The 23,265-nt window shown below is 64.7% G+C and carries 23 protein-coding genes; 16 read left to right on the top strand and 7 right to left on the bottom strand.

What is annotated here, in order from left to right; all coding sequences use genetic code 11:
* Nucleotides 1-27 precede the first annotated feature (27 nt).
* A complete protein-coding gene (locus GA0061098_RS13975; protein WP_091956833.1) occupies nt 28-426 on the bottom strand; it encodes an MAPEG family protein in 399 nt (132 codons plus the stop codon).
* Nucleotides 427-490: 64 nt separating this feature from the next.
* Nucleotides 491-2,299 carry a PHA/PHB synthase family protein gene (locus GA0061098_RS13970; RefSeq protein WP_165637352.1) on the bottom strand — a complete coding sequence of 603 codons (1,809 nt, stop codon included), beginning with the start codon at nt 2,297-2,299 and terminating at the stop codon, nt 491-493.
* Between the two features lie 253 nt (nt 2,300-2,552).
* Here GA0061098_RS13970 and GA0061098_RS13965 point away from each other — a divergent pair, with 253 nt between their 5' ends.
* The 5 genes from GA0061098_RS13965 to GA0061098_RS13945 all read left to right on the top strand — a co-directional run bounded on the left by GA0061098_RS13965 (nt 2,553) and on the right by GA0061098_RS13945 (nt 7,558).
* Complete coding sequence (locus tag GA0061098_RS13965; RefSeq protein ID WP_049815128.1) at nt 2,553-2,828, top strand: hypothetical protein; 276 nt, start codon at nt 2,553-2,555, stop codon at nt 2,826-2,828.
* Between the two features lie 216 nt (nt 2,829-3,044).
* Complete coding sequence (locus GA0061098_RS13960; protein WP_018323057.1) at nt 3,045-4,265, top strand: LL-diaminopimelate aminotransferase; 1,221 nt, start codon at nt 3,045-3,047, stop codon at nt 4,263-4,265.
* 29 nt (nt 4,266-4,294) lie between these two features.
* On the top strand, nt 4,295-5,611 hold the full coding sequence (locus GA0061098_RS13955; protein WP_091956832.1) for a homoserine dehydrogenase: 1,317 nt from the start codon (nt 4,295-4,297) through the stop codon (nt 5,609-5,611).
* An 80-nt stretch (nt 5,612-5,691) separates the two neighbouring features.
* Nucleotides 5,692-6,693 (top strand): class II fructose-bisphosphatase, encoded by a 1,002-nt coding sequence (gene glpX, locus GA0061098_RS13950; RefSeq protein ID WP_018323059.1) that lies wholly within the window; start codon nt 5,692-5,694, stop codon nt 6,691-6,693.
* A gap of 145 nt (nt 6,694-6,838) precedes the next feature.
* Nucleotides 6,839-7,558 (top strand): haloacid dehalogenase type II, encoded by a 720-nt coding sequence (locus GA0061098_RS13945; protein WP_091956831.1) that lies wholly within the window; start codon nt 6,839-6,841, stop codon nt 7,556-7,558.
* Between the two features lie 75 nt (nt 7,559-7,633).
* Here the strand turns inward: GA0061098_RS13945 and GA0061098_RS13940 are convergent, their stop codons facing one another.
* The gene (locus GA0061098_RS13940; protein ID WP_091956830.1) at nt 7,634-8,605 is read right to left on the bottom strand and encodes an MBL fold metallo-hydrolase; all 972 of its coding nucleotides are present in this window, start codon (nt 8,603-8,605) and stop codon (nt 7,634-7,636) included.
* Nucleotides 8,606-8,830: 225 nt separating this feature from the next.
* Nucleotides 8,831-9,496: a GntR family transcriptional regulator gene (locus tag GA0061098_RS13935; protein ID WP_165637351.1), complete on the bottom strand. Its 666-nt coding sequence runs from the start codon at nt 9,494-9,496 to the stop codon at nt 8,831-8,833.
* A gap of 120 nt (nt 9,497-9,616) precedes the next feature.
* Between GA0061098_RS13935 and GA0061098_RS13930 the strand changes: the two genes are divergently transcribed.
* From GA0061098_RS13930 to GA0061098_RS13895, 9 genes are all read left to right on the top strand, one after another.
* Nucleotides 9,617-10,411 (top strand): enoyl-CoA hydratase/isomerase family protein, encoded by a 795-nt coding sequence (locus GA0061098_RS13930; protein ID WP_091956828.1) that lies wholly within the window; start codon nt 9,617-9,619, stop codon nt 10,409-10,411.
* Nucleotides 10,412-10,421: 10 nt separating this feature from the next.
* Nucleotides 10,422-11,681, top strand: a complete 1,260-nt coding sequence (locus tag GA0061098_RS13925) for a CaiB/BaiF CoA transferase family protein (RefSeq protein ID WP_091956827.1) — start codon at nt 10,422-10,424, stop codon at nt 11,679-11,681.
* A gap of 55 nt (nt 11,682-11,736) precedes the next feature.
* Nucleotides 11,737-12,729: a Bug family tripartite tricarboxylate transporter substrate binding protein gene (locus tag GA0061098_RS13920; protein ID WP_091956826.1), complete on the top strand. Its 993-nt coding sequence runs from the start codon at nt 11,737-11,739 to the stop codon at nt 12,727-12,729.
* Between the two features lie 248 nt (nt 12,730-12,977).
* Nucleotides 12,978-13,460 carry a tripartite tricarboxylate transporter TctB family protein gene (locus tag GA0061098_RS13915; RefSeq protein ID WP_091956825.1) on the top strand — a complete coding sequence of 161 codons (483 nt, stop codon included), beginning with the start codon at nt 12,978-12,980 and terminating at the stop codon, nt 13,458-13,460.
* A gap of 10 nt (nt 13,461-13,470) precedes the next feature.
* Nucleotides 13,471-15,009, top strand: coding sequence for a tripartite tricarboxylate transporter permease (locus tag GA0061098_RS13910; protein ID WP_091956824.1), 1,539 nt, complete (start codon nt 13,471-13,473; stop codon nt 15,007-15,009).
* On the top strand, nt 15,006-16,010 hold the full coding sequence (locus GA0061098_RS13905) for a 4-hydroxythreonine-4-phosphate dehydrogenase PdxA (RefSeq protein ID WP_091956823.1): 1,005 nt from the start codon (nt 15,006-15,008) through the stop codon (nt 16,008-16,010). Before GA0061098_RS13910 ends, GA0061098_RS13905 begins: the two co-directional genes overlap by 4 nt.
* A 132-nt stretch (nt 16,011-16,142) precedes the next feature.
* Complete coding sequence (locus GA0061098_RS13900) at nt 16,143-16,358, top strand: hypothetical protein (protein WP_091956822.1); 216 nt, start codon at nt 16,143-16,145, stop codon at nt 16,356-16,358.
* A complete protein-coding gene (locus tag GA0061098_RS46970; protein WP_283807988.1) occupies nt 16,352-16,480 on the top strand; it encodes a hypothetical protein in 129 nt (42 codons plus the stop codon). Before GA0061098_RS13900 ends, GA0061098_RS46970 begins: the two co-directional genes overlap by 7 nt.
* A 12-nt stretch (nt 16,481-16,492) precedes the next feature.
* Nucleotides 16,493-17,554: a glycosyltransferase family 4 protein gene (locus tag GA0061098_RS13895; RefSeq protein ID WP_091956821.1), complete on the top strand. Its 1,062-nt coding sequence runs from the start codon at nt 16,493-16,495 to the stop codon at nt 17,552-17,554.
* A 48-nt stretch (nt 17,555-17,602) separates the two neighbouring features.
* On the opposite strand, the gene GA0061098_RS13890 is transcribed toward GA0061098_RS13895, so the two are convergent.
* The 3 genes from GA0061098_RS13890 to GA0061098_RS13880 all read right to left on the bottom strand — a co-directional run bounded on the left by GA0061098_RS13890 (nt 17,603) and on the right by GA0061098_RS13880 (nt 20,254).
* On the bottom strand, nt 17,603-18,019 hold the full coding sequence (locus tag GA0061098_RS13890; RefSeq protein ID WP_091956820.1) for a cupin domain-containing protein: 417 nt from the start codon (nt 18,017-18,019) through the stop codon (nt 17,603-17,605).
* Nucleotides 18,020-18,069: 50 nt separating this feature from the next.
* The gene (locus tag GA0061098_RS13885) at nt 18,070-18,813 is read right to left on the bottom strand and encodes an SDR family oxidoreductase (RefSeq protein ID WP_091956819.1); all 744 of its coding nucleotides are present in this window, start codon (nt 18,811-18,813) and stop codon (nt 18,070-18,072) included.
* Nucleotides 18,814-19,177: 364 nt separating this feature from the next.
* Nucleotides 19,178-20,254, bottom strand: coding sequence for a methyl-accepting chemotaxis protein (locus tag GA0061098_RS13880; protein WP_091956818.1), 1,077 nt, complete (start codon nt 20,252-20,254; stop codon nt 19,178-19,180).
* 273 nt (nt 20,255-20,527) lie between these two features.
* On the opposite strand from GA0061098_RS13880, the gene recJ reads away from it, so the two are divergent.
* Together recJ and GA0061098_RS13870 are read left to right on the top strand one after the other, a co-directional pair.
* Complete coding sequence (gene recJ / locus GA0061098_RS13875; protein WP_091956817.1) at nt 20,528-22,369, top strand: single-stranded-DNA-specific exonuclease RecJ; 1,842 nt, start codon at nt 20,528-20,530, stop codon at nt 22,367-22,369.
* A gap of 50 nt (nt 22,370-22,419) precedes the next feature.
* Nucleotides 22,420-23,229 carry an SDR family NAD(P)-dependent oxidoreductase gene (locus GA0061098_RS13870; protein ID WP_165637350.1) on the top strand — a complete coding sequence of 270 codons (810 nt, stop codon included), beginning with the start codon at nt 22,420-22,422 and terminating at the stop codon, nt 23,227-23,229.
* Nucleotides 23,230-23,265 lie beyond the last annotated feature (36 nt).

The following is a 23,265-nucleotide window of genomic DNA, read 5'->3' as shown; positions in this document are numbered from 1 at the left end:
CGCGCTTCGCGCGTCCGGGACACGAAATCAAACCACCTTGAAGATCGCCAGCGCCAGCACGGCCTGGGCGAGGAAGCCGACGGTGAAGGCCAGCGTGCGGAACACGGGAATGCCGATCGCGTAGACGATGAGATGCGCGACGCGGGACCAGAAGTAGACGGCGCAGGCGAGCACGGTCCATTTTGTCGAATAGTCGATCGCGTTGAGGATCAGCACCAGCGGCGCAAAGAGCACGAGGTTCTCGACCGCATTGTCATGCGCGAACATCAGGCGGTTCGCCCATTCCGACTGCGGCTTGTCGCCGCGCGAGGGGTTGGCCAACGCGCCACTGAGGCCGCGGACCTGGCACCGGTTGATGGTGTAGGGGATCCAGAGGATCCCGGTCAGGATCACAGTCAGTGTCAGCCAGAACAATTCGCGCGTCATGGTTCGATCCCCTCTGTCGTCGCTGCGTTGAGCGCGAGTCTATACAAAAGCGCGGAAGATTCCGCTATGCGCGGACCCTGACATAGCTGCCGGGCGCGTCCTCGATCGGGGGCAGGGCGTCGCTGCCGACGCTGCGCGCCGGGACTTGCTCCGGATCGAGCTCGCCCAGCCATTGGCGCCAGTCCGGCCACCACGAGCCCTTGTGCTCCACGGCGTCCTTCATCCATTGCGCGACGTTGACGTCCTTGATGTTGTCGTTGGTCCAGTACTGGTACTTGTTCGAGGCGGGCGGATTGACGACGCCGGCGATGTGGCCCGAGCCCGACAGCACGTATTTCACCGGACCGCCGAAGAACTGCGAGCCGTACAGCACCGATTCAGCAGGCGCGATGTGGTCCTCGCGGGTGGCGAGGTTGTAGACGGGAACCTTGACCTTGGAGAGATCGAGCAGCGTGTTGTCGAGCACCAACGTGCCGGTGGAGAGCCGGTTCTCCAGATAGCAATTGCGCAAGTAATAGGAGTGGTTCGACGCGGTCATGCGCGTCGCGTCCGAATTCCAATGCAAGAGGTCGAACGCGCTCGGCTGCTGCCCCTTCAGATAGTTGCTGACGACGTAGGACCAGATCAGATCGTTGGAGCGCAGCATGTTGAAGGCCATCGCCATCTTCGAGCCTTCGAGCACGCCGGCCGCCTTCATGTCCTGCTCGAGCGCCGTGATCTGCTCCTCGTCGACGAACACCAGGAGATCGCCGGCATGGGTGAAGTCGACCTGTGCCGCGAAGAACGTTGCGGACGACACGCGCTGGCGGCGCTTTTCGGCGAGCCAGGCCAGCGTGGTCGCGAGCATGGTGCCGCCGACGCAATAGCCGGCGGTGTGCACCTTCATCTCGCCCGTGACCCTCTCGATCACGTCCATCGCCGTGAGCGGACCTTCCTTCATGTAGTCTTCCCAGCTCTTGTTGCCGAGCCGCTTGTCGGGATTGACCCATGAGATCACGAACACGGTGATGCCCTGGTCGACGCACCACTTGATGTAGGATTTCTCCGGCTTGAGATCGAGGATGTAGAACTTGTTGATCCAGGGCGGCACGATCAGGAGCGGGGTGCGCAGCACCGTCTCCGTGGTCGGCGAATACTGGATCAGCTGCATCATCTCGTTCTGGTAGATCACCTTGCCCGGCGTCGTCGCCATGTTGACGCCGACGACGAGGTTGTCCGGGTTGGACTGGCGGATCTTCAGCATGCCCTTGCCGGCTGCGATGTCCTCGGCCAGCATCTTCAGGCCGCGGGCGAGGTTCTCGCCGCTGCTGGCCACCGTTTCGCGCAGCACCTCCGGATTGGTCAGCACGAAGTTGGACGGCGAGATCGCGTTGATGACCTGCTGGACGTAGAACTCCGCCTTGCGGCGGGTCTGCGGATCGAGCCCCTCGGCGTCACGCACCAGCTCTTGAGCCCATTTGGTCGTGAGCAGATAGAGCTGCATCACGAAATCGAAGAACTGGTTCGACTTCCATTCCGGGTCGGCAAAACGCTTGTCACGCGGCGAGGGCGCGATCGCGGGCGGCGCGTCCTGGCCGGCCATGCGGCGCACCGCCGAGCCCCAGAGGTCGAGATAGTCCTTGGCGAGCTTGGTCTGCAGATCGGAGGAGCGGGATGTATCCGACAGCCAGTATTCGGCGACCGAGGTGAAGGTCCTGACGACCTCGGTGAGCTCGGGCGGCGGGCGATCCTGCACCTCGCCGCTCTCGCGCGGCTTGAGGTAAGCGGCCAGTGCCTTGCCGCCGCTCTCCATCGCCCGCGCGACATTCATCGCGAAGGCTTCCGCATCGAACTTCGTCTCGGGTTTGGGCGTATCGGTCGTGGCCATATTCATGAGCAGAACAGTAACGATTCATTCCGTATTCGTCACCGCGAAGCTCGCATGTTTGACGTTAAACACTCTCGAAGATGTGTTGCACTGCGACAAATCTTCTTGGTTCCGTCACATTCGGGCCGCACCGCTCGGCTTGGTGGGCATTGGCTGTTTTCTCGCTCGCACCATTTGGGCAGCAATGGTTTGAGCTTGGGCGCGGTCTTGGGTAAGGTTGCCCGGGGCCGTGCTTTGGGACGAGTAGGGGATTTCCCAAGTGTTGGCGTTGTGGGACCTGCAAAAGACGCTGCCGATCCGCGGCGCGCTGCTGATCGCGGCGCTCGCCGTCGGCGGCTGCTCGAGTCAGCTCGCGGATATGACGCCTACGGACGCGCAGGCGCATCCCAGGGAGCCCGGCACCTATCTGCCGGTGCACGACCTGCCGCCGGATCGCGATCAAGCGGTCATCCCGCCGGAGCAGCGCGCCAAGATCGAGGCTGAGCTCGCTGCCGCGCGCGATCGCCAGGCCGTCGCCGGCAAGGATGCGAAATGAGCCGCTCCAAGGTAATCGCTGGCGCCCCCGCCTTGCCGTGCTAAAAGACCACGGTTCAGCCGAGAGTCAGGGCGAACGACTTCAGTCTTTGTCGTCGATGATTGCTCTAAGCATTTGATTTTGAGTAATTTTCACGACGAAAATGGACGCCTTTCCGAAGCGCCGTCCCGGCCTGTCGATTCTGTCCTGACCGGTTGCCCCGGAGCCCAGAGAGCCATGGAAGAATTTTACCGCATCCGCCGCCTTCCGCCTTACGTGTTCGAGCAGGTCAATAGGGCCAAGGCGGCCGCGCGGAATGCCGGCGCCGACATCATCGACCTCGGGATGGGCAATCCGGATCTGCCGGCCCCCTCGCATGTGCTGGAAAAGCTGAAGGAGACGCTGGGCAAGCCGCGCACCGATCGCTACTCGGCGTCTCGCGGCATCCCCGGACTGCGCCGGGCCCAGGCTGGCTACTACGCCCGCCGCTTCGGCGTGAAGCTCAACCCCGATACCCAGATCGTCGCGACGCTGGGCTCGAAGGAGGGCTTTGCCAACGTGGCGCAGGCGATCACCGCGCCCGGTGACGTCATCCTCTGTCCGAACCCGAGCTACCCGATTCACGCCTTCGGCTTTTTGATGGCGGGCGGCGTGATCCGCTCGGTGCCTTCCGAGCCGACGCCGCAGTTCTTCGAGGCGGTGGAGCGGGCGATCGTGCATTCGATTCCTAAGCCGCTCGCGCTCGTCGTCTGCTATCCCTCGAACCCGACCGCCTATGTGGCGAGCCTCGACTTCTACAAGGACCTCGTCGCCTTCGCGAAGAAGCACGAGATCCTGATCCTGTCCGATCTCGCTTATGCCGAGGTCTATTTCGACGAGAACAATCCGCCGCCCTCGGTGCTCCAGGTGCCCGGCGCGATGGACGTCACCGTCGAATTCACCTCGATGTCGAAGACCTATTCGATGGCCGGCTGGCGCATGGGTTTTGCCGTCGGCAATGAGCGCGTGATCGCGGCGCTCGCCCGCGTCAAATCCTATCTCGATTACGGCGCCTTCACGCCGGTGCAGGTCGCGGCGACCGCCGCACTGAACGGTCCGGACGATTGCATCAAGGAGATGCGCGACACCTACCGCAAGCGCCGCGATGCGCTGGTGGAATCGTTCGGTCGCGCCGGCTGGGAGATCCCACCGCCGGAGGCCTCGATGTTTGCCTGGGTGCCGCTGCCCGAAGCCTTCCGCAGCGTCGGCAGCATGCAATTCGCGACCCTGATGGTGGAGAAATCCGGCGTTGCGGTCTCGCCCGGCGTCGGCTTCGGCGAGCATGGTGAAGGATATGTCCGCATCGCCATGGTGGAAAACGAGCAACGGATCAGGCAGGCCGCGCGCGGCGTGCGACGCTTCCTTGAAAGCGGCATCGAAACGTTGCACAACGTCGTTCCGCTCGCCAATCGGCGTTAAGTTCTCTTCGGCAGGTTTTCTAAGTCATCATGGTTGCACCCCTGAAAGTGGGCATAGCGGGGCTCGGCACCGTGGGCGCCGAAGTTGTCCGTCTGATTGAAACGCAGGCCCGCGTGCTCGCAGGCCGCAGCGGCCGCGGCATCCGCGTCGTCGCCGTCACCGCGCGCTCGAAGGCGAAGAAGCGCGGCATCGACCTGCGCGGCGTCGAATGGGTCAAGGATCCCATGGCACTGGCCACGCATCCCGGCATCGATTGCTTCGTCGAACTGATGGGCGGCGCCGGCGATCCCGCGCTGTCGGCCGTCGAGGCCGCGCTCAGCGCCGGCAAGTCGGTCGTCACCGCCAACAAGGCGCTGCTCGCGAAGCACGGTTTGAAACTGGCGAAAGGCGCTGAAAAGCACGGCGGTGCGCTGAATTACGAGGCAGCGGTCGGCGCCGCGATCCCCGTCATCAAGACGTTGCGCGAGGGACTTGCCGGAACCGGCGTCAACCGCGTCTATGGCATCCTCAACGGCACCTGCAATTACATCCTGACCCGGATGGAGCAGGAAGGCCTGTCCTTCGCCGAATGCCTCGCGGATGCGCAGCGGCTCGGTTATGCCGAAGCCAACCCGTCCTTTGACGTCGACGGCCATGACACCGCGCAAAAACTCGCCATTCTCGCCAGCCTCGCTTTCGGCACGAAAGTTGCTCAAAGCGCGGTGTATGTCGAAGGCATCTCCTCCATCGCGCCGGAAGATCTGCGCGCGGCGGCCGATCTCGGCTACCGCGTCAAGCTGCTCGGCGTTGCGGTGCGCACCGCCAAGGGCATCGAGCAGCGCGTGCATCCGACCATGGTTCCGAAATCCTCCTCGATCGCGCAGGTGATGGGCGTCACCAATGCGGTCACAATCGACGGCGAGGGCATTCCGCCGATTACGCTGGTCGGCCCCGGCGCCGGCGGTGCCGCGACGGCATCCGCCGTCGTCGCCGATATCGCCGATGTCGCGCGCGGAATCCGCGCCAATCCGTTCGGCCGGCCCATTTCTCATTTGCGCGACACCAAGAAGGCGCCGATGGAGCGGCACGAGGGCGGCTATTACATCCGCCTTCTGGCGCGCGATTTCCCCGGCACCGCGGCTGCGATCGCGACGCGGCTGGCAGAGCAGAAGATTTCGATCGAGTCGATCGTGCAGCGTCATCCCAATGGCGGCGCTGCGCCAGCCGACGGCAAGGCGGTTCCTGTGCCCGTCATCCTGATCACCTATGCGACGCATGAGGACGCGGTGCGCCGCGCGCTCGCCGCCGTGCAGAAGGACAAGGTGATCAGCGGAAGGCCGCAGGTGATACGAATCGAGAAGAATTGACACGGTTCGAACGAACTGTGGGTGTTACGAGTTGATACGGACGGAGATTTCCGTCCCAAACGTTTCGAAGGAGTGAGCCGATGTCGACCCATATTTCAGTCCCGCCGCACGCGTTGCTCGAGCGCATCCTTACGCTGGAGATCGTGCGGGTGACAGAGCGGGCGGCAGTGTCGTCGGCGCGGTTGCGCGGGCACGGCAATGAAAAGGCCGCCGACCAGGCTGCGGTGGATGCGATGCGCCGCGAGCTCAACAAGCTCCCGATCGAGGGCACCATCGTGATCGGCGAGGGCGAGCGCGACGAGGCGCCGATGCTCTTCATCGGCGAGAAGGTAGGCCTGAACGCCGGCCCCCAGGTCGACATCGCGGTCGATCCGCTCGAAGGCACCACGCTGTGCGCCAAGAACATGCCGGGCTCGATCGCCACGATGGCGATGGCCGACGGCGGCACGCTGCTGCACGCCCCCGACGTCTACATGCAGAAGCTCGCGATCGGGCCGGGCTACAACAAGGGCGTCGTCGATCTCGATGCAACGCCGGCCGACAACGTCCGCCGTCTCGCCAAGGCCAAGGGCGTCCAGCCCGACGGCATCACGGTTCTCGTGCTCGATCGCCCGCGCCATGCCAGCATCATCGAGAGCGTACGCTCGACCGGCGCTGCCGTGCGCCTGATCACCGATGGCGACGTCGCCGGCGTGATCCATTGCGCCGATCCCGACAATACCGGCGTCGACATGTATCTCGGCACCGGCGGCGCGCCGGAAGGCGTGCTCGCGGCCGTGGCACTGCGTTGCATCGGCGGCCAGATGCAGTGCCGTCTCATTCTCGATTCCGACGAGAAGCGTGAACGCGCGGCCAAGATGGGCGTCAACGATCCCAAGATGATCTACGGTATCGAGGACATGGCGCGCGGCGACTGCCTGTTCGCCGCCACCGGCGTCACCACGGGTTCGCTGCTCTCGGGCGTCAAATTCCGCAAGGACGGCGTGATCGAGACCGAAACTGTGGTGATGCGCTCCGTCACCGGCACCGTGCGCTACATCAAGGCCGAGCATCGCGAGCTGGCGAAGTTCCATCTGGACTAAGTAAGGATAACTGCCCGTCATTGCGGGGCGACGCAAAGCGTCGAGCCCGGAATCCATAGGGTGGCAGAGTCTGAGGCGATATGGATTCCGGGTTCGCGCTCCGCGCGCCCCGGAATGACCAACGATAAGAACACGAGGAAGCGCCATGTCCGAACTCTCCGCCGTCAAAGCCCTGGTGTTCGACGTGTTCGGCACCGTCGTGGACTGGCGCACCAGCCTGATCTCCGACTTCATGTGGTGGAGCAGGCAGCGCGGCATTAGCGCCGACTGGACCGCTCTGGTCGATGGCTGGCGCGGCATGTACATGGCCTCGATGGACGAGGTGCGCAGACATCCCGAGCGCGGCTATGTCATGCTCGACGATCTGCACCGCCGCTCGCTGGAGAAGCTGGTCGAGCAGTTCGCGATCAAGGGCCTCACCGAGGCCGATCTCGATCATCTCACCAAGGGCTGGCATCGCCTCAATCCCTGGCCGGACAGCGTCGCGGGCCTGACGCGGCTGAAGTCGAAATTCGTGATCTCGCCGCTGTCGAACGGCAATGTCGCGCTGCTCACCAACATGGCGAAGTTCGCTGGCCTGCCTTGGGACCTCATCATGTCGGCCGAACTGTTCGAGCACTACAAGCCCGATCCCGAGACCTATCTCGGCGCAGCAAAGCTGCTTTGCCTCAAGCCGGAGGAGGTGATGATGGTCGCCGCCCACAACGGCGATCTCGCGGCCGCCCAGAAGAACGGGCTGAAGACCGCGTTCGTCGCACGGCCGACGGAGTACGGTCCGCTCCAAAAGGTCGATTTCGAAGCCACCGGCAATTGGGACATCGTCGCCAAGGACTTTGGCGGGATCGCCGATAGGCTCGGCTGCTAGCCGGCATCTCGATAGGATGTACGCGGCCAGCAATGGTCCGGACGGCACGCGCCGCCCGGACCTGATCTCGAGAACCTACAGCGTCATCTGCATCGGTTCGGGATAATAGTGGAAGCCCTCACCGGCCTTGGCGACATGACCGTAGCCTGGCCAGGCAAAGTGATAGGACATCACCGGGGTCTTGTTGGCCGCCAGCATCGTCAGCAGTTTGACGCGCGATTCCGCCGCCTGCTTCGGGTCGGTGTCGTAGGAGAATTCCATGCGCGGCCGCTCGAGCAGCAGCACGGAATGGTGCGAGAGGTCGCCGAGGAAGGCGAAGGACTTGCCGGCCGACGACACCATGAAGATGGTGTGGCCGACGGTGTGACCGGGCGCGGAGATCGCCTGGACCCCCGGCAGGAATTCCTGGCCGTCCTTGAAGAACACGATCCTGTCGCGGACCGGCAGCAGATTCTTGCGGGCGTGAACCACGAAGTCCTTGGCCGGGCTGCCGAGCTTGCCTTCGTCGGTCCAGAAGTCGAAATCGGTCTGTGAGATGTAGATCTGCGCGTTCGGAAACAGCGGCTTGCCGCCTTCGTCGACGATGCCGCCGATATGGTCGATATGGGCATGCGAGCACACCACGGCATCGATGTCCCCCGGCTTGATGCCGGCCTCGGTCATGCTCTTCTGCTGCCGGCCGGTGCTGGCGCCGAACATCTTCGATGAGCCCATGCCGGTATCGAACAGGATGAGCTTGTCGCCGGTGTTCACGATCGGCGAGTTCTGTTCGAGCACGACGTTGTCCGGCGACAGGAAATTGTCCGCCAGCATCTTCTTCACCTCTTCCTTGGGAACGCCGGTGAAGGTTCCGGAGGGATCGCCGAGCGGCAGCGGCCCGTCGGACACGACGGTGACCTCGGCATCGCCGAGAACGAAGCGGTGCCAATAGGGAGTCTGGGTGCCAAGCTTGGGTGCCCGCGCCATAGCGCTGGTGCCGAGCATGGCGCTGGCACCAAGGCCCGCTCCAAGCGCGAGTAGGGATCGACGGGAGACATCGACTGTCATGCGTTTCCTCGCTTTTGTCTTTTGTTTTGCGCGATTGTTCGCGCGTGGGGACCGGCCTGATCGGCCGCGCGGCCGCAGGTCGGCAGAGAAGTATGCTGCTCCGGCCGCGACAAGCTAGCAAGTGGAATTAGTGCGCAGATTCACGCGGAGCGAGAACGAGCCGCGGCAGCGGGCCGGCCGCGTGTGGACGCGCGCTCCGCTGGCCAGGACAACGCGAATTGCGTCTTACGCAATTCTCAGCATGAGATCGGTCCCTTCCGTCTCGGCAAAGCCCGCCTGCAACACTTCCTCGCGCTTGTGGCGGAGATGCGCGCGCAGAATGTGAGAGAGGCCGGCGCCGTCGCGGCGCTGGAGCGCGTTCAGGATGGCGTCATGCTCCTTCACGGCGAGCGCCCAGCGCTGCGGCGTCATCGGCGTGACGTAGCGCGCGCGCCGGATGCGCGCTGTTACTGATGTGTAGAGCCCCGCGAGCACGGGATTTCCGGCTGCGGTGACGATGGCCTCGTGGATGGCGCGATTGCCGCGGTAGTACTGGATCAGATCGCCGTCGCGATAATGCAGCACCATGGCCGCATGCGCGGCGGCGATCTCGTCGATCTCGGCGTCCGTGATGCGCTCGCAGGCGAGCTCGCCGGCGAGGGCCTCCAGGCCCTGGCAGACCTCGAACAGGTCGCGCATGTCCTTGTCGGTCAGTTTTGCTGCGCGTGAGCCGCGATGCGGCAACAGCTGCACGAGGCCTTCGGCGGCAAGCACCTTGAGCGCCTCGCGCAGCGGCGTGCGCGAGATCTCCAACCGTTCACATAGCTCGCGCTCGGGAATCCGCGCGCCAGGCGGGATTTCGCCATCGAGCAGGATGGCGCGGATACGGCCGACGACTTCCTCGTGAAGCATGGGGACCAGCGCTCCAATTTTGAATGCAAAACTGGGATAATCGATTGGTGTTCTGAAGTTCCAGCTTGCTAATCGCAGATTTTGCATTCAAAAATGTAAAAAACAAGAGGATATGAGAAAATGGACCTGGCGATGGAGGCAGACGACCTCGTTTTTGAATGCAATGACGGCATCGGGCGGATCACCTTCAACCGTCCGCAGGCCCGCAACGCCTTCACCTTCGCCATGTACGAGCGGCTCGCTGCGATCTGCGAGGAGGCCAACAGCGATCATGCGATCAAGGTGCTGGTGCTGCGCGGAGCCGGCGACAAGGCCTTTGCGTCCGGCACCGACATCAATCAGTTCCGCGAGTTCAAGACGCCGCAGGATGCGATCGACTACGAGAACCGCATCGATCGGGTGCTGAACACGCTCGAACAGTGCCGCGTGCCGACCATCGCGGCGATCAACGGCTTTTGCACCGGCGGCGGCGCCGGCATCGCCGCCTCCTGCGACCTGCGCATCGGCACGGCAAGCGCGAAGATCGGTTTTCCCATTGCCCGAACACTTGGCAATTGCCTGTCGATGTCCAATGTCAGCCGTCTCACCGCACTCATTGGCGCTGCGCGCGTCAAGGACCTGATCTTCACCGCACGCCTCGTCGACGCCGCGGAGGCTGCAAGCGTTGGGCTGCTCGGCGAAGTGGTCGAGGATCTTGCCGCGCTGGACAAGCGCGCCGACGAGGTCGCCAGGCTCGTCGCCAGTCATGCGCCGTTGACGCTGAATGCGACCAAACAGGCGGTGGCCCGCCTGCAACGGCGGCTGACAAGGGACGAAGGCGAGGACCTCATCCTGATGTGCTACACGAGCCAGGATTTTCGCGAAGGGCTCGATGCTTTCCTCAACAAGCGCGCTCCGCAGTGGCGCGGTCAATAGGACGGGCCCCATGCAAAGCGATCGATCGCAATCCAACTCGCGCCGTTCGGGACCGCTGGCCGGCCTTAGGGTCGTCGACCTCACCCATGTCATGGCCGGGCCGACCTGCACCCTGATGCTCGCCGACATGGGCGCCGACGTCATCAAGATCGAGAAATCGCCGAACGGCGACGATACCCGCCATTCGGTGCCGCCGAAGATCGGGGAGGAGGCGGCCTCCTTCCTGATGATGAACCGCAACAAGCGCGGCATCGTGCTGGATCTGAAGACCGAGGGCGGCAAGCAGGTGCTGCGGCGGCTGATCGCTGATGCCGACGTGCTGGTCGAGAACTTTGCGCCGGGCGCGATGGAGCGCCTCGGCTTCGGCTACGAGGCGTTGCACGAGCAATTCCCGGCGCTGATCTACTGCTCGCTGTCGGGCTTCGGCCGCACCGGCCCCTACAAGCACCGCCGCGGTTTCGATCTCGTCGCGCAGGCCATGAGCGGCATCATGAGCTTTACCGGCGAGCGCCCCGATGGGCCGCCCGTCAAATGTGGCCCGCCGCTGTCCGACATCACCGCTGGCCTGCTCGCCAGCATGGGCATCCTCGCGGCCTATACGCACCGCCTCAAGACCGGCGAGGGGCAGTGGGTCGAGACCTCGCTCTATGAAGCCGCCCTGGTGCAAACCTATTGGCAGTCGACCATTGCGCTCGCCGCAGGGACCGCGCCGCGCGCGATGGGCTCGGCCCATCCGCTCAATGCGCCTTATCAGGCGTTCGAAGCGTCCGACGGCTGGCTCGTGGTCGGCGGCGCCAACAAAAAGCACTGGCTCTTGATGCTGGAAGCCCTTGGCGCCAGCGAACTCGCCGCCGATCCGCGCTTCGTCACCGGCGCCGACCGCATGGCCAATCTGAAGGTGCTCGAAGCGGTCCTGAGCGAGCGCTTCCGCACGAAATCGCGGGCGCACTGGCTCGCGGCGCTGGACGAGAAGGGCGTGCCTTGCGGACCCGTGCACGACATGCTGGAGGCGCTCAGCGATCCCCAGACTCTGGCGCGCGAGATGGTCGTCGAGGTCGAGCATTCCACGCTCGGCCCGGTGAAGACGATCGGTCTTCCCGTCAAGTTTTCGGAGACCCCAGGCAAAGTCCTCTCGGGCGCGCCGGTCTATGGTGAGCATACGAGCGAGGTGCTGGCCGAGTACGGGTTCGACCAGAAGCAGATCGAAGCGCTCGAAAAAGAAGGCGCAATCGTCCTGGCATCAGGAAGGCGCGAGGAGCGCGTCGCCTGATCGGACGTCGATAGGACGGACAACAATAAGAGACAAAAATCAGCTGGAGGAAATCATGGGTCGGACGTCGATATTTATGCTCTCCGCAGCCGCGACGATGCTCGCCGGCACGATGCCGGCGCTCAGCGCCTGGCAACCGCAAAAGCCGATCGAGTTCGTCGCCACCGCCGGGCCCGGCGGCGGGACCGACAATCTCGCGCGCGCGGTGCAGAACATCATCACCAAGCACAAGCTGACGGAGCAGCCGATCGTCGTCGTCAACAAGGGCGGTGGCAGCGGAGCCGAAGGCTATGTCTACGGCAAGGCCTCCGCCGGCGATCCCTACAAGGTCATCTTCGGCACCTCGAACGCGTGGCAGCAACCGCTCGTCTCCAAGGTCGCCTTCAACTACACCGATCTCACGCCCGTAGCGGCCATGGCGCAGGACGAGTTTTTGCTCTGGGTCAAGCAGGACGCACCCTACAAGACGGCGGGTGACTATCTGAAGGCGGCCGGGTCGGGCGAGTTCAAGATGGGCGGCGCCCAGTCGAAGGACACCGACGAGGTGCTGACGCGCATGATCGAGAAGGCCGGCAAGGTCAAGCTGACCTATATCCCCTTCAAGAGCGGCGCCGAGACCGCCGTGCAGCTCGCCGGCGGACATCTTGACTCCCACGTCAACAATCCCAGCGAAAGCCTCGGGCAATGGCGCGGCGGCACGCAGCGGCCGCTGTGCGTTTTCAGCCCGAAGCGGTTGCCGCAGGGCGCCAAGGTCACCGCGACCGAAGGCTGGGGCGACGTTCCGACCTGCGTCGAGCAGGGGCTCGACATCAAGCAATATGAGCAGCCGCGCACGGTGTGGTTGCCCGGCAAGGTTACGCCGGACCAGGCCGCGTTCTATGTCGATCTTATGAAGAAGGTGCAGGCGACGCCGGAGTGGAAGGACTACATCGAGAAGACCTCCCAGGTCGACACGTTCCTGACGGGTGTCGAGTTCGACAAGTTCATCAAGCAGGACCTCGAACACGTCAAGCAGGTGGCGGGCGAGCAGGGCTGGCTGGTGAAGTGAGGCGGGGCGCGCCTCAAACTCCGCTGTCGTCCCAGCCTAGCGCGCAATTGCGCGCGGAGGCGCCGGGACCCATACCGCGTGATCTCTCCATAGGCGACGGTCGTCGTACCGATGCGAATTCAACTCCGAGTCTTCGTCAAACTCCTCCCTGGGGTTATGGGTCCCGGCTTTCGCCGGGACGACACCGAGCGCTGGGAAAGTGCGTGCGTGATAATCGACCGCTGTACGCGGCCTGAGCGGAGCCCCCCATGATCTCACGCCGCGCGCTTGAACTTGCGACTGCCGTGCTCACCGGCGGCTTCGGGGTGTCCGTCGTGGTGTCGAGCCTCGACAACGGCATTGGCTGGTCGAGCGCGGGCGTGGACGCCGGCACGTTCCCGTTCCTGACCGGCATCATCATCGTGCTCGGCAGCCTCTACAACCTGGTGCGGGGCGTGCTGCCGGTTGCGTCCCTGGCAAACGTTCCCATCGCGATCACGCCGATCGAGCTGCGCCGGCTCGCCGGCCTGTTCGTGCCCGCCGCGATCTTCGTAGCCGCGATTCCCCTCGCCGGGATGTACGTCGCCTCGTCGCTGTATGTCTTCGCGGTGCTGGCGATCCCCAGGCACCAATCCGTGCCGCGCGCGCTCGCCATGGCGGCGGCGACGGCACTCGCGCTCTACGTCGTGTTCGAGCGCATGTTCCAGGTGAGCTTGCCGCACGGCGCGCTCGCAGCCGCCCTCGGGTTCTGACGGAGGGCCGATGGACAATCTCAGCGAACTCCTCCACGGCTTCACCATCGCGGTCACCGTGCCGCACCTGGTGCTGATGGTCGTCGGCGTGCTGCTCGGCATTCTCGTCGGCGTGCTGCCGGGGCTGGGTGCGCCGAATGGGGTGTCGCTGCTCCTGCCGCTGACCTTCGGCATGCAGCCGGTGTCGGCGATCATCCTGCTCTCCAGCATGTATTGGGGCGCGTTGTTCGGCGGCTCGGTGACCTCGATCCTGTTCAACATTCCCGGCGAGCCGTCGTCGGTCGCGACCACCTTCGACGGCTATCCGATGGCGCGTGACGGAAGGCCGACCACGGCGCTCGCCACCGCCTTCGGCTCGGCCGCCTTCGGCGCGCTGATCGGCGTCATCCTGATCACTTTCCTCGCGTCCTGGGTGGCGCAGGTCGCGCTCGCCTTCGGGCCGGCGGAATACTTTGCCGTCTATTTCCTGGCCTTTGCCAGCTTCGTCGGCATGGGCGGCGCCGCGCCGATCAAGACCGTCGTGGCGCTCGCGATCGGCTTTGCGATCGCCGCGATCGGCATCGACACCGTCTCTGGCAGCGTCCGCCTCACCATGGGCGTTGATGAACTCGTCAAGGGCGTGAGCTTCGTCGTCGCGGTGATGGGCCTGTTCGGCATCGGCGAGCTGCTGGTTGCGGTCGAAGAGGAATTCCATGCCCGCGCGGTGTCCTCGAAGATCGACTGGCGCGAGGTGTTCCGCGCGGTCGGCCGCCTGCCGCGGCATGGCGTTGCCTTGCTGCGCAGCGCCGCAATCGGCTGCTGGATGGGGATCACGCCAGGCGGGCCAACCGCGGCCTCCTTCATGAGCTATGGCATTGCCCGCCGCTTCTCGCGCCGCGGCCGCTATTTCGGCACCGGAGAGGTCGAAGGCATCATCTCGCCGGAGACGGCTGACCATGCCGCCGGCACCAGCGCGCTGCTGCCGATGCTCTCGCTCGGCATTCCCGGCTCGGCGACCGCGGCCGTCATGATGGGCGGGCTGATGATCTGGGGCCTCAATCCCGGGCCGATGCTGTTCGTCGACCAGAAGGACTTCGTCTGGGGCCTGATCGCCTCGATGTATGTCGGCAACATCGTCGCCGTCGCCTTGGTCCTGCTAACCGTTCCGGTGTTTGCCGCCTTGATGCGGATTCCCTTCGTCGTCATCGCCCCGCTGATCGTGATCATCTGCGTCGTCGGCGCCTATTCGGTGTCGAACTCCTATCTCGACGTGGTCATGATGCTCGGCTTTGGCATCGTCGGCTATCTCTTCAAGAAGCTGTTCTATCCCTTGGCGCCGCTCGTGCTCGCCATCGTCATCGGCGACAAGGCCGAGGATGCGTTCCGGCAGTCGATGCTGATGTCGAAGGGATCGCTCGGGATCTTCTTCGCGAACAAGCTGGTGACATGCCTGATCATGGCCGGCATCGCGCTGCTGCTGCTTCCGCTCGTGCTGCAGCTCGCGCGCCTCTGGCGCAAACCCGCATCCCCCGCGACCGAAACGACGGCCCAGGAGAAGGTGATCATATGACCGCAAAGCCGCTGATTGCATTGGCCATGGGAGACCCCGCCGGCATCAGCCCGGAGCTGACGGCCAAGCTGGTGGCGCAGGACGACATCCGCGCGAGCTGCCAGCTCGTCGTGATCGGCGACCGCCGCATCTTCGAGGAGGGCGCGCGCATTGCCGGCGTCAAGCCGGCGCTGAAGATGTCGGAGCAGGGGGCCGATCTTCGCGCGGCGAAGGGCGAGGCGCTGTTTGTCGATCTCGGCCATCTCGATCCCAAGGAGGTCGAGCCGAAGACCGCGACCTTTGCCGGCGGCAGGTTCGCGCTGGCCAACTACAAAAACGCGCTCGAGCTCGGCCGCGACGGCCATGTCGATGCGGTCTGCTTCACCCCCTTCAACAAGCAGGCGATGCGGCTCGCGCGCGCCGAGTACGACGACGAGATCGCATTCTCTGCGGAGGTGGTCGGACTCAAGTCGGCGGCGAGCGAGTTCAACGTGCTGGACCGGCTCTGGAACGCGCGGGTGACCTCGCACATCCCGCTGAGGGACGTTGCTGCAAACCTGTCCAGCGAACGCATCCATCGCGCGCTCAAGCTGACCGATTCCTGCATGCGCAACGCCGGCTTCGCGCGGCCGCGGATCGCGGTGGCCGGTCTCAATCCACATGCTGGCGACGGCGGCAATTTCGGTCGCGAGGAGATCGACATCATCGCGCCCGTGGTCGCGGCCGGTCAGCGCGAGGGCATCGCCGCGGAGGGACCGTTCCCGGCCGACACCGTCTTCCTGCGCGCCAAAGCCGGCGCCTTCGATGCGGTGCTGACGATGTATCACGACCAGGGCCAGATCGCGATGAAGCTGATGGGCTTCGATCGCGGCGTGACCATGCTCGGCGGCTTCCCCTTCCCGATCTGCACGCCCGCGCACGGCACCGCCTACGACATCGCAGGGCAGGGCATCGCTTCGATCGGCGCCAGCCACGCCGCGTTGCTCCTCGCCCTGGAGATGGCCGCTCGCCGCGCCGCCTGATTTGCACGCGCAGGCAGTGAGCGCTTGCTGCGCTCGCCTTGCGGGCAGGATTAGACTTTCGGGAAAAACTGGAAACTTCCGCCGTCGCGACGAGTTGGCGTCCCATGGATATCTCCAGTGGGAGCTGGGAAGATGGTCGACGACGACCCGCTACGAACGGCGGTCGATACCGCTTGGTGCGTGTACCGCGCCCAGCATCGCGATGTCGATGCCGCAGACGGCCGTCGCTGCCTGCTCGAGCGTCATTTGCGAGGGAGACGGGAAGCGCGCCAGAGTAACGGCGATGCCCAGGAGCTCACGGGTTTCGGGCTTGCCTATCTCGAGCGGCTTTCGGACGACTCATGCTGAGCCTGATTGAGAGCCTCGCGTGCCGCCTGGCGAGCGCAAGCGCGAGGCCGCAGTGGACGCTGCTCGCGATCTCGAACCTCCTGTCCGCGACCATCGTGCTGATCGTCCGGTCAGCGGTATAGCGGCGGGCTGTCATGCGCATCGCTCAGCTTGCTCCCTTGGCCGAAAGCGTCCCTCCAAAGCTCTACGGCGGCACCGAGCGGGTGGTGGCCTGGCTGGTCGATGAGCTCGTCAAGCTTGGACATGACGTCACGCTGTTTGCGAGCGGCGACTCCCGCACGACTGGCAAGCTTCACCCGGTATGGCCACGCGCGCTGCGACTCGGCCGAAAGGGCGCGGATCCGGGTGCAGCCAACGCAATGCTGCTGGAAGCGATCGCGAAGCGGGCGAGGGATTTCGATGTGATCCACGCGCATATCGACTGGCTGCAACTCCCGTTGCTCAGTCGGCTTGGCGTGCCGTTCATGACGACCATGCACGGTCGCCTCGACTTGCCTGGGTTGCCCGAATTGGTTCGGCAATTCCCCGAGGCTGGTTTCGTGTCGATCTCCGATCATCAGCGCCTGCCGCTTCCGGACGCGAAGTGGATGGGAACCATCCAGCATGGATTGCCGTCGGAGCTGTTGCGCCCCTCCTATGAGGAGGGAGCCTATCTGGCGTTTCTCGGTCGACTGACGGCCGAGAAGGGGCCGGAGGACGCCATCCGCATCGCGCACGCGGCCCGGATGCCTCTGCGTATCGCCGCGAAGATTCCGCGCGCCGAGACCGCCTATTTCAAGAAGCACCTCGAGCCTCAAATCGATGGCGAGAAGATCCAGCTTGTCGGCGAAGTCGATGACGTGAAGAAGCAGGCCTTCCTCGACAGGGCCGCCGCGCTGCTATTTCCGATCGATTGGCCGGAGCCTTTCGGGTTGGTCATGATCGAGGCGATGGCCTGCGGAACGCCTGTGATCGCTTACCGCTCCGGCTCCGTCCCTGAGGTGATCGAGCACGGTGTGACCGGCTTCATCGTCGAGAACGAGGATCAGGCGGTCGAGGCGGTCGGCGAATTGAGCAAGCTGGATCGAAAGAGGGTGCGCGCCCGCTTCGAGGAACGCTTCACCGCATGCCGAATGGCGCGACAGTACGAAGATCGGTACCGCGCGCTGATTGCCACCCCAGATCGAGAATTCACCGCGCAACGGTCGGAAACATGAAGACCCTCTCGAATAAGAATCCGACCCCGGCGGGAGTGCGTCTGCAGGCTATTTCGGCATAGGCATTGTCAGCTCCTTGTCGGCCGTATCCACCACGAACACGGCAAGCAGCTTGGCAGGCTCGGTATCGCTGGCGTTCGCGCTGATGCCGTGGCGGTCGCCGGGTCTTTCGGAAAAATTCTCCCCCTTGTGAAAGACCTTGGCCGGGCCGTCATTGACCTGACTGCGGATCGCGCCTTCCAGGACGGTAGCGTAGATGAAGGCGGAGGGTGCATGGATGTGGGCCGGCGACGAGCCTCCGGGACCATACTCGACCAGCACGCCCTTCATGCTCTTGCCGGGGACATTGGGCAGCGTCTGGTCGAATACGACGGTGACCTTGGCCGATGGTGCTGCCGTCTCGGCCGCATGGACCGCCAGGACAGACGCGGCGTAAACCGCCGTTGCAATCAGCAATCTGCGCATGGGATTTCCTTCATTGCCGTTTCTGTATTGATTGCGGGACTGGCGGCCCCTCAGAGGCGCGCGAGCCATGTTGCGAGCGGCGTCTTCCCGAGCCGAGCCTCGCCGAGCGGGTTCAGCGATGTGTCCTGAATGGAAGCGCCGTAATATTGCGCTTTTGGGTCGCCGACCACCGTACGGCTGTCGCCGGAGGCTTTCTGGCGGCGCGCGACGAACTCATTGAAGGGAGCCTTCTCGGGGCCTGCGATGTCGATGGTGCCATTTAGCGGCCGCCCCGTTGCGATCTCTGCGAGGCAATCGACCACATCGTCGGCGGCGATCGGCTGAAACAGCGCCGATGGAACGACGATCTTGTCTCCGGCCGCTCCCGCCTCGCCAATGGCGCCGAGGAATTCGAAGAACTGCGTGGCGCGGACGATGGAGTAGGGGACCGCCGAGGCCTTGACGATGGTCTCCTGGGCGAGCTTGGCACGGAAATAGGCGATGTCGGGCGAACGATCGGTCCCCACGATCGAGAGCGCGACGTGATGTTTGACGGCTGCGGCGGCCTCGGTCGCGGCGAGATTTCGGCTCGATCGCTCGAAGAATTCGAGCACGGCGGCAGGCTCCCAAGACGGCGCATTGGCCACGTCGACCACGACATCCGCGCCGGCCAGCGCCGCCGCGAGGCCTTCCCCGGTCACGGCATTCACACCTGATTTCGGCGAGGCTGCTACCGCGTCGTGGCCCTGCTGTTTGAGCTTCGCCACGAGCTTGGATCCGATCAATCCGGTTCCGCCGATCACGACGATCTTCATGGCATGTCTCCTTGGCATGTGACGAGCGCGAGATGATTAGCCAGGGCGGACTCGCGCGCTCACGTCGATTAACGTGATGCGAAGCGACTCTAGTCGATCAAGGGCGCGGGGCTCTTGCCTGTTACGGGCGCGGCTTGCCGGAAAATGCTTCAGAAGCCGGGGTGCGATTTCACAAAACCGCTAGGGTCATTCCCTCGTGCCGCAAACACACTCTGCGATGATCGCAGAGTGCCAGTGTTTTGCCCGACTTGTCAAAATGTTTGAGAGAACAAGAAAGGCAAGCCCGGCTGAAAACACCAATGAAAGCAGCCCTTTGGCTACTGTGCATGGGGTTGTTTTCGGGTTTTTGAATCGGCCGGCTGTCTCACACCCCGCAGACGATCACGCCGTACCAGCCGAGCCCGCGATAGGTCTCATAGCCCGGCGTCGCATGGAAGGCGACCAGGGCGCCCGAGCGGTCATGGTAGAAGCCGGAGCGCTGGCCGTTCAGCGAGATCGAGATGCGCTCGCTGAGGATGCCCTGGCCGTCGGACGCCGCGATGATGCGGAAATTCGAATCGACCAGCAGCACGCGGGCCTTGTCGCTGTCGCCGACGCGCACACCCTGCACGATGGCGCGAGCCTGCGCCTCCCAGTCGAAGTGGATGGCGAGCACGCCAATCGGAGCGCCGTGGGCCTGACCGCCGGCGCGGACGCTGGCGCAATAGGTCGCCACCTGCGCATTGCCGAGCAGCGGCTGGTTCTCGACGTCGCCGGCGACGTAGTCGTCACCGGAGCGCAAGGTTCGCGCCTCGCGAAACCATTTGGTGTGGGCGACGTTCTGGCCGACCACGCGAAAGCGGTCGGCGCGGCCGTTGGCGATGACGTTGCCGTCGAGGTCGCAGAGCCAGAGATCGAGATAGACCGTGTAGGCGCCGAGGATCACGCCCAGGCGCTGCGAGGCGTGGGAGATCGCTGCGGCGGTCGGCGAGGCCGCGCAATCGACCATGGCGGAATCGGTCGCCCACCAGCGCACGTCGCAGGTGCGCTCATAGAGGTTGCGGTCGATCAGCTCGATGGCGTTGAGCGACAGGTCGACCATCCGCTCGCCGCGCGAGCGTTGGCTCATGCGGTCGATCGAGGCGACGAGATCGCCGGTGCGCTTCGTCAGTTGGCTTTCGAGCTCGCGCGCGATGGTCTCGACCTGCTGGCCGACGCCGCGCACCTCCTGCGCCACCACGGCGAAGCCCGCGCCCTGCGCGCCGGCGCGCGAGCTCTCGATCAGCGCGTTCAGCGCCAGCATCTTCATCTGGTTGGTGATCTGCTGGATCGACTTGGTCTTGTCGACCGCGATCTGGTTGACCTCCGCGGTGAGGCGGTTGATCAGCGCGGAGATGTCGGAATCGTCGTCAGCGGGTTCGGTGGCGATCGGCTTGGCTTTCAGACCCAGCGCAGCAGACATCGGGGATTTCCCTTGGCAATGAGGTCTGATCTGCAATGAACCCGGAACAATCGCTTACAGATCGAATACGATTCTTTTTCGAAGATTCCACCTAACGCCTCCTTAATTTGCTGTTCCGCCGAATGCCCAAATGATAGTCAGTCGGCGCAGCAAATCGGCAATCCACCGCTTTGTGCGGCGCGGAGATTGCAAATCCCTGAGGATTCCGGGTCAATCGTCCTGCAAGCCGGACCGATACCGTCGGCTCCGGGTTCCTCAAACCAACTGCGACCCATGACGCCGCCTGCAACCGCCTTGCCCGTCGAAGCGCCCCAGGCGTTCCTCGGCGTCGCGCGCTCGCTGACCGACAAGCTCTGGCGCGACCGGCTGGATCCCCGTGGAGCGGCCCAGGCGCTCGCCATCGTGCAGCGGCACCAGCTTCCCGAACTGCTGGCCCGGGTGCTGGCCGGCCGTGGCGTCGATATCGATGCAGTCGCCGACTTTCTCGATCCGACCATCCGCAAGCTCCTGCCGGACCCCTTTACCGTGACGGAGATGGAGGCCGCGGCGAAGCGGATCGCGGATGGCGCGGCGAAGGGCGAGAAGGTCGCGATTTTCGGCGATTACGACGTCGACGGCGCGACCTCGGCGGCACTGCTCGCCTGGCACCTGCGCCATTGCGGACTCGATCCGCTGATCCACATTCCCGACCGCATTTTCGAAGGCTATGGGCCCAATGTCGAAGCGGTTCGTGGGCTGGCGGCAAAGGGCGCCACGCTGCTCGTCACCGTCGATTGCGGCACCACCAGCATCGAACCGCTCGCCGAAGCAAAACGGCTTGGCATGTCCGTGGTCGTGATCGACCATCACCAGGCCGGCACCGAGCTTCCGGAGGTTGACGCGCTGGTCAATCCGAACCGGCTCGATGATCTCTCCGGCCTCGGCCATCTCGCCGCTGTAGGTCTCGTGCTGGTGACGCTGGTTGCCGTCAACCGCGAGCTGCGCCAGCGCGGTTTCTGGAGCGCGGAGATGCCCGAGCCGGATCTGCTCGGCATGCTGCACCACGTCGCGCTCGGCACGGTTGCCGACGTCGCGCCGCTGATCGGTCTCAACCGCGCTTTCGTCGCCAAGGGGCTGATCGCGATGCGGCGCCGCGACCATGTCGGTCATACCGCTCTGATGGATGTGGCGCGGCTCAACGGGCCGCCGGAGGCCTGGCATCTCGGCTTCATGCTGGGGCCTCGCATCAATGCCGGCGGCCGCATCGGCCGCGCCGATCTCGGTGTGCGGTTATTGCTGGAAGGCGACAGCGTCGAGGCCGCGCGGATCGCGGCCGAGCTCGACCGCCTCAACGGCGAGCGACGCGTCATTGAGCAGGCGGCCGAGGCGCAAGCCGAAGCCGAGGCGTTGGCCTCGATCGGGCTCGAGGACAAGCTCGGCGTCATCGTCACGGCGTCCGAAGGCTGGCACCCTGGCGTCGTCGGCCTCGTTGCCTCCCGGCTGAAGGAAAAATTCTCGCGGCCCGCTTTCGCCATTGCCCTCGAGCCAGGCGGCATCGGCACCGGCTCGGGCCGCTCGATCGCGGGCGTCGATATCGGCAAGGCCGTGCGACAGGCGGTCACTGATGGCATTCTGCTCAAGGGCGGCGGCCACGCGATGGCCGCGGGCGTGACGTTGCGGAAAGAGAAGCTCGCCGAGTTTCGGGCCTATCTCGAAAATGCGCTGGCGCAGGACGTCGCCGAGGCGCGCCACGTCAACGAGCTCTATATCGACGGCGCGGTCTCCGCGCGCGCCGTGACGACGGAGCTTGCGGCAACGCTGAACCGTGCCGGTCCGTTCGGCAGCGGCAATCCGGAAGCCGTGCTGGCGCTGCCGGCGCACCAACTCGTCTTTGCCGACGAGGTCGGGCAGGCGCATCTGCGTCTGCGCTTCAAGTCGGGCGATGGCGCCATCGTCAACGGCATCGCGTTCCGCTCGATCGGCCAGAAGCTCGGCAACGCGCTGCTGGCCAACCGCGGCCAGCAACTGCATGTCGCCGGATCGCTTTCGGTCGATCGCTACCAGGGCGTCGAGCGGGTGCAATTCCGCGTCATCGACGTCGCGCTACCGGACCAGGGGCCATCCGTGATTAGATAGCGCATGAGCGTCAGAAATAGATCGCTCAAACAACAAAAAAGGGAGTGAACATGGCAGGGCAGGTTGAGGGCAAGGTCGCGCTGGTGACCGGCGGCGCCTCGGGTATCGGCGAGGCCATCGTCGAGCTGTTCGTGCGCGAGGGCGCGACTGTTGTCATCACCGACATTGATGAGCTGCGCGGGCCCGAGCTCGCCAAGCGCGTGACGAAAGCCGGCGGCAAGGCGATCTTCGTGGAGCAGGACGTCACCAGCGAGGAGCGCTGGATCGATATCGTCGCCGAAATCGCCAAGCGCTATGGTCGGCTCGATATTCTCGTCTCCAATGCCGGCATCGGCATCTCCGTGCCATCGATCGTCGACATGACCCTCGCCGACTGGCGCAAGCAGAATGCGATCAACCTCGACGGGGTGTTTCTCTCGGTCAAGCATTGCCTGCCGCTGATGCGAAAGCATGGCGGCGGTTCGATCGTCATGATGTCCTCGCTCGCGGGCCTGCGCGGCGCTCCGGGCCTGTCGGCCTATTCGGCGACCAAGGGCGGCGTGCGGCTGTTCGCCAAATCGATTGCAATGGAATGCGCGGCGGCCGGCGACGGCATCCGGGTCAATTCCGTGCATCCCGGCATCATCGATACCCCGATCTGGGGCAAGATCCCGACGGGTGCGTCCGGCGCGGGCCAGAACGCGCCGATCGATCCCGAGGAGCGCGCCAAGGTCGTCACGCCGCTCGCCCGCGCAGGGCAGGCGGCGGAGATCGCCTCCGGCGTGCTGTATCTGGCCTCCGATGCCTCGCGCTACGTCACCGGCAGCGAGCTCGTCATCGACGGCGGCATGAATGCCGGCGGCGTGCCGCGGCGGGCCTGAGCCGCGCAGGGCAGGGTGGCGGTCGCAGGGGCTGAC

This window comes from Bradyrhizobium shewense, assembly GCF_900094605.1.
Taxonomy (GTDB): domain Bacteria; phylum Pseudomonadota; class Alphaproteobacteria; order Rhizobiales; family Xanthobacteraceae; genus Bradyrhizobium; species Bradyrhizobium shewense.
This window is presented reverse-complemented; position numbering and strand designations above follow the sequence as displayed.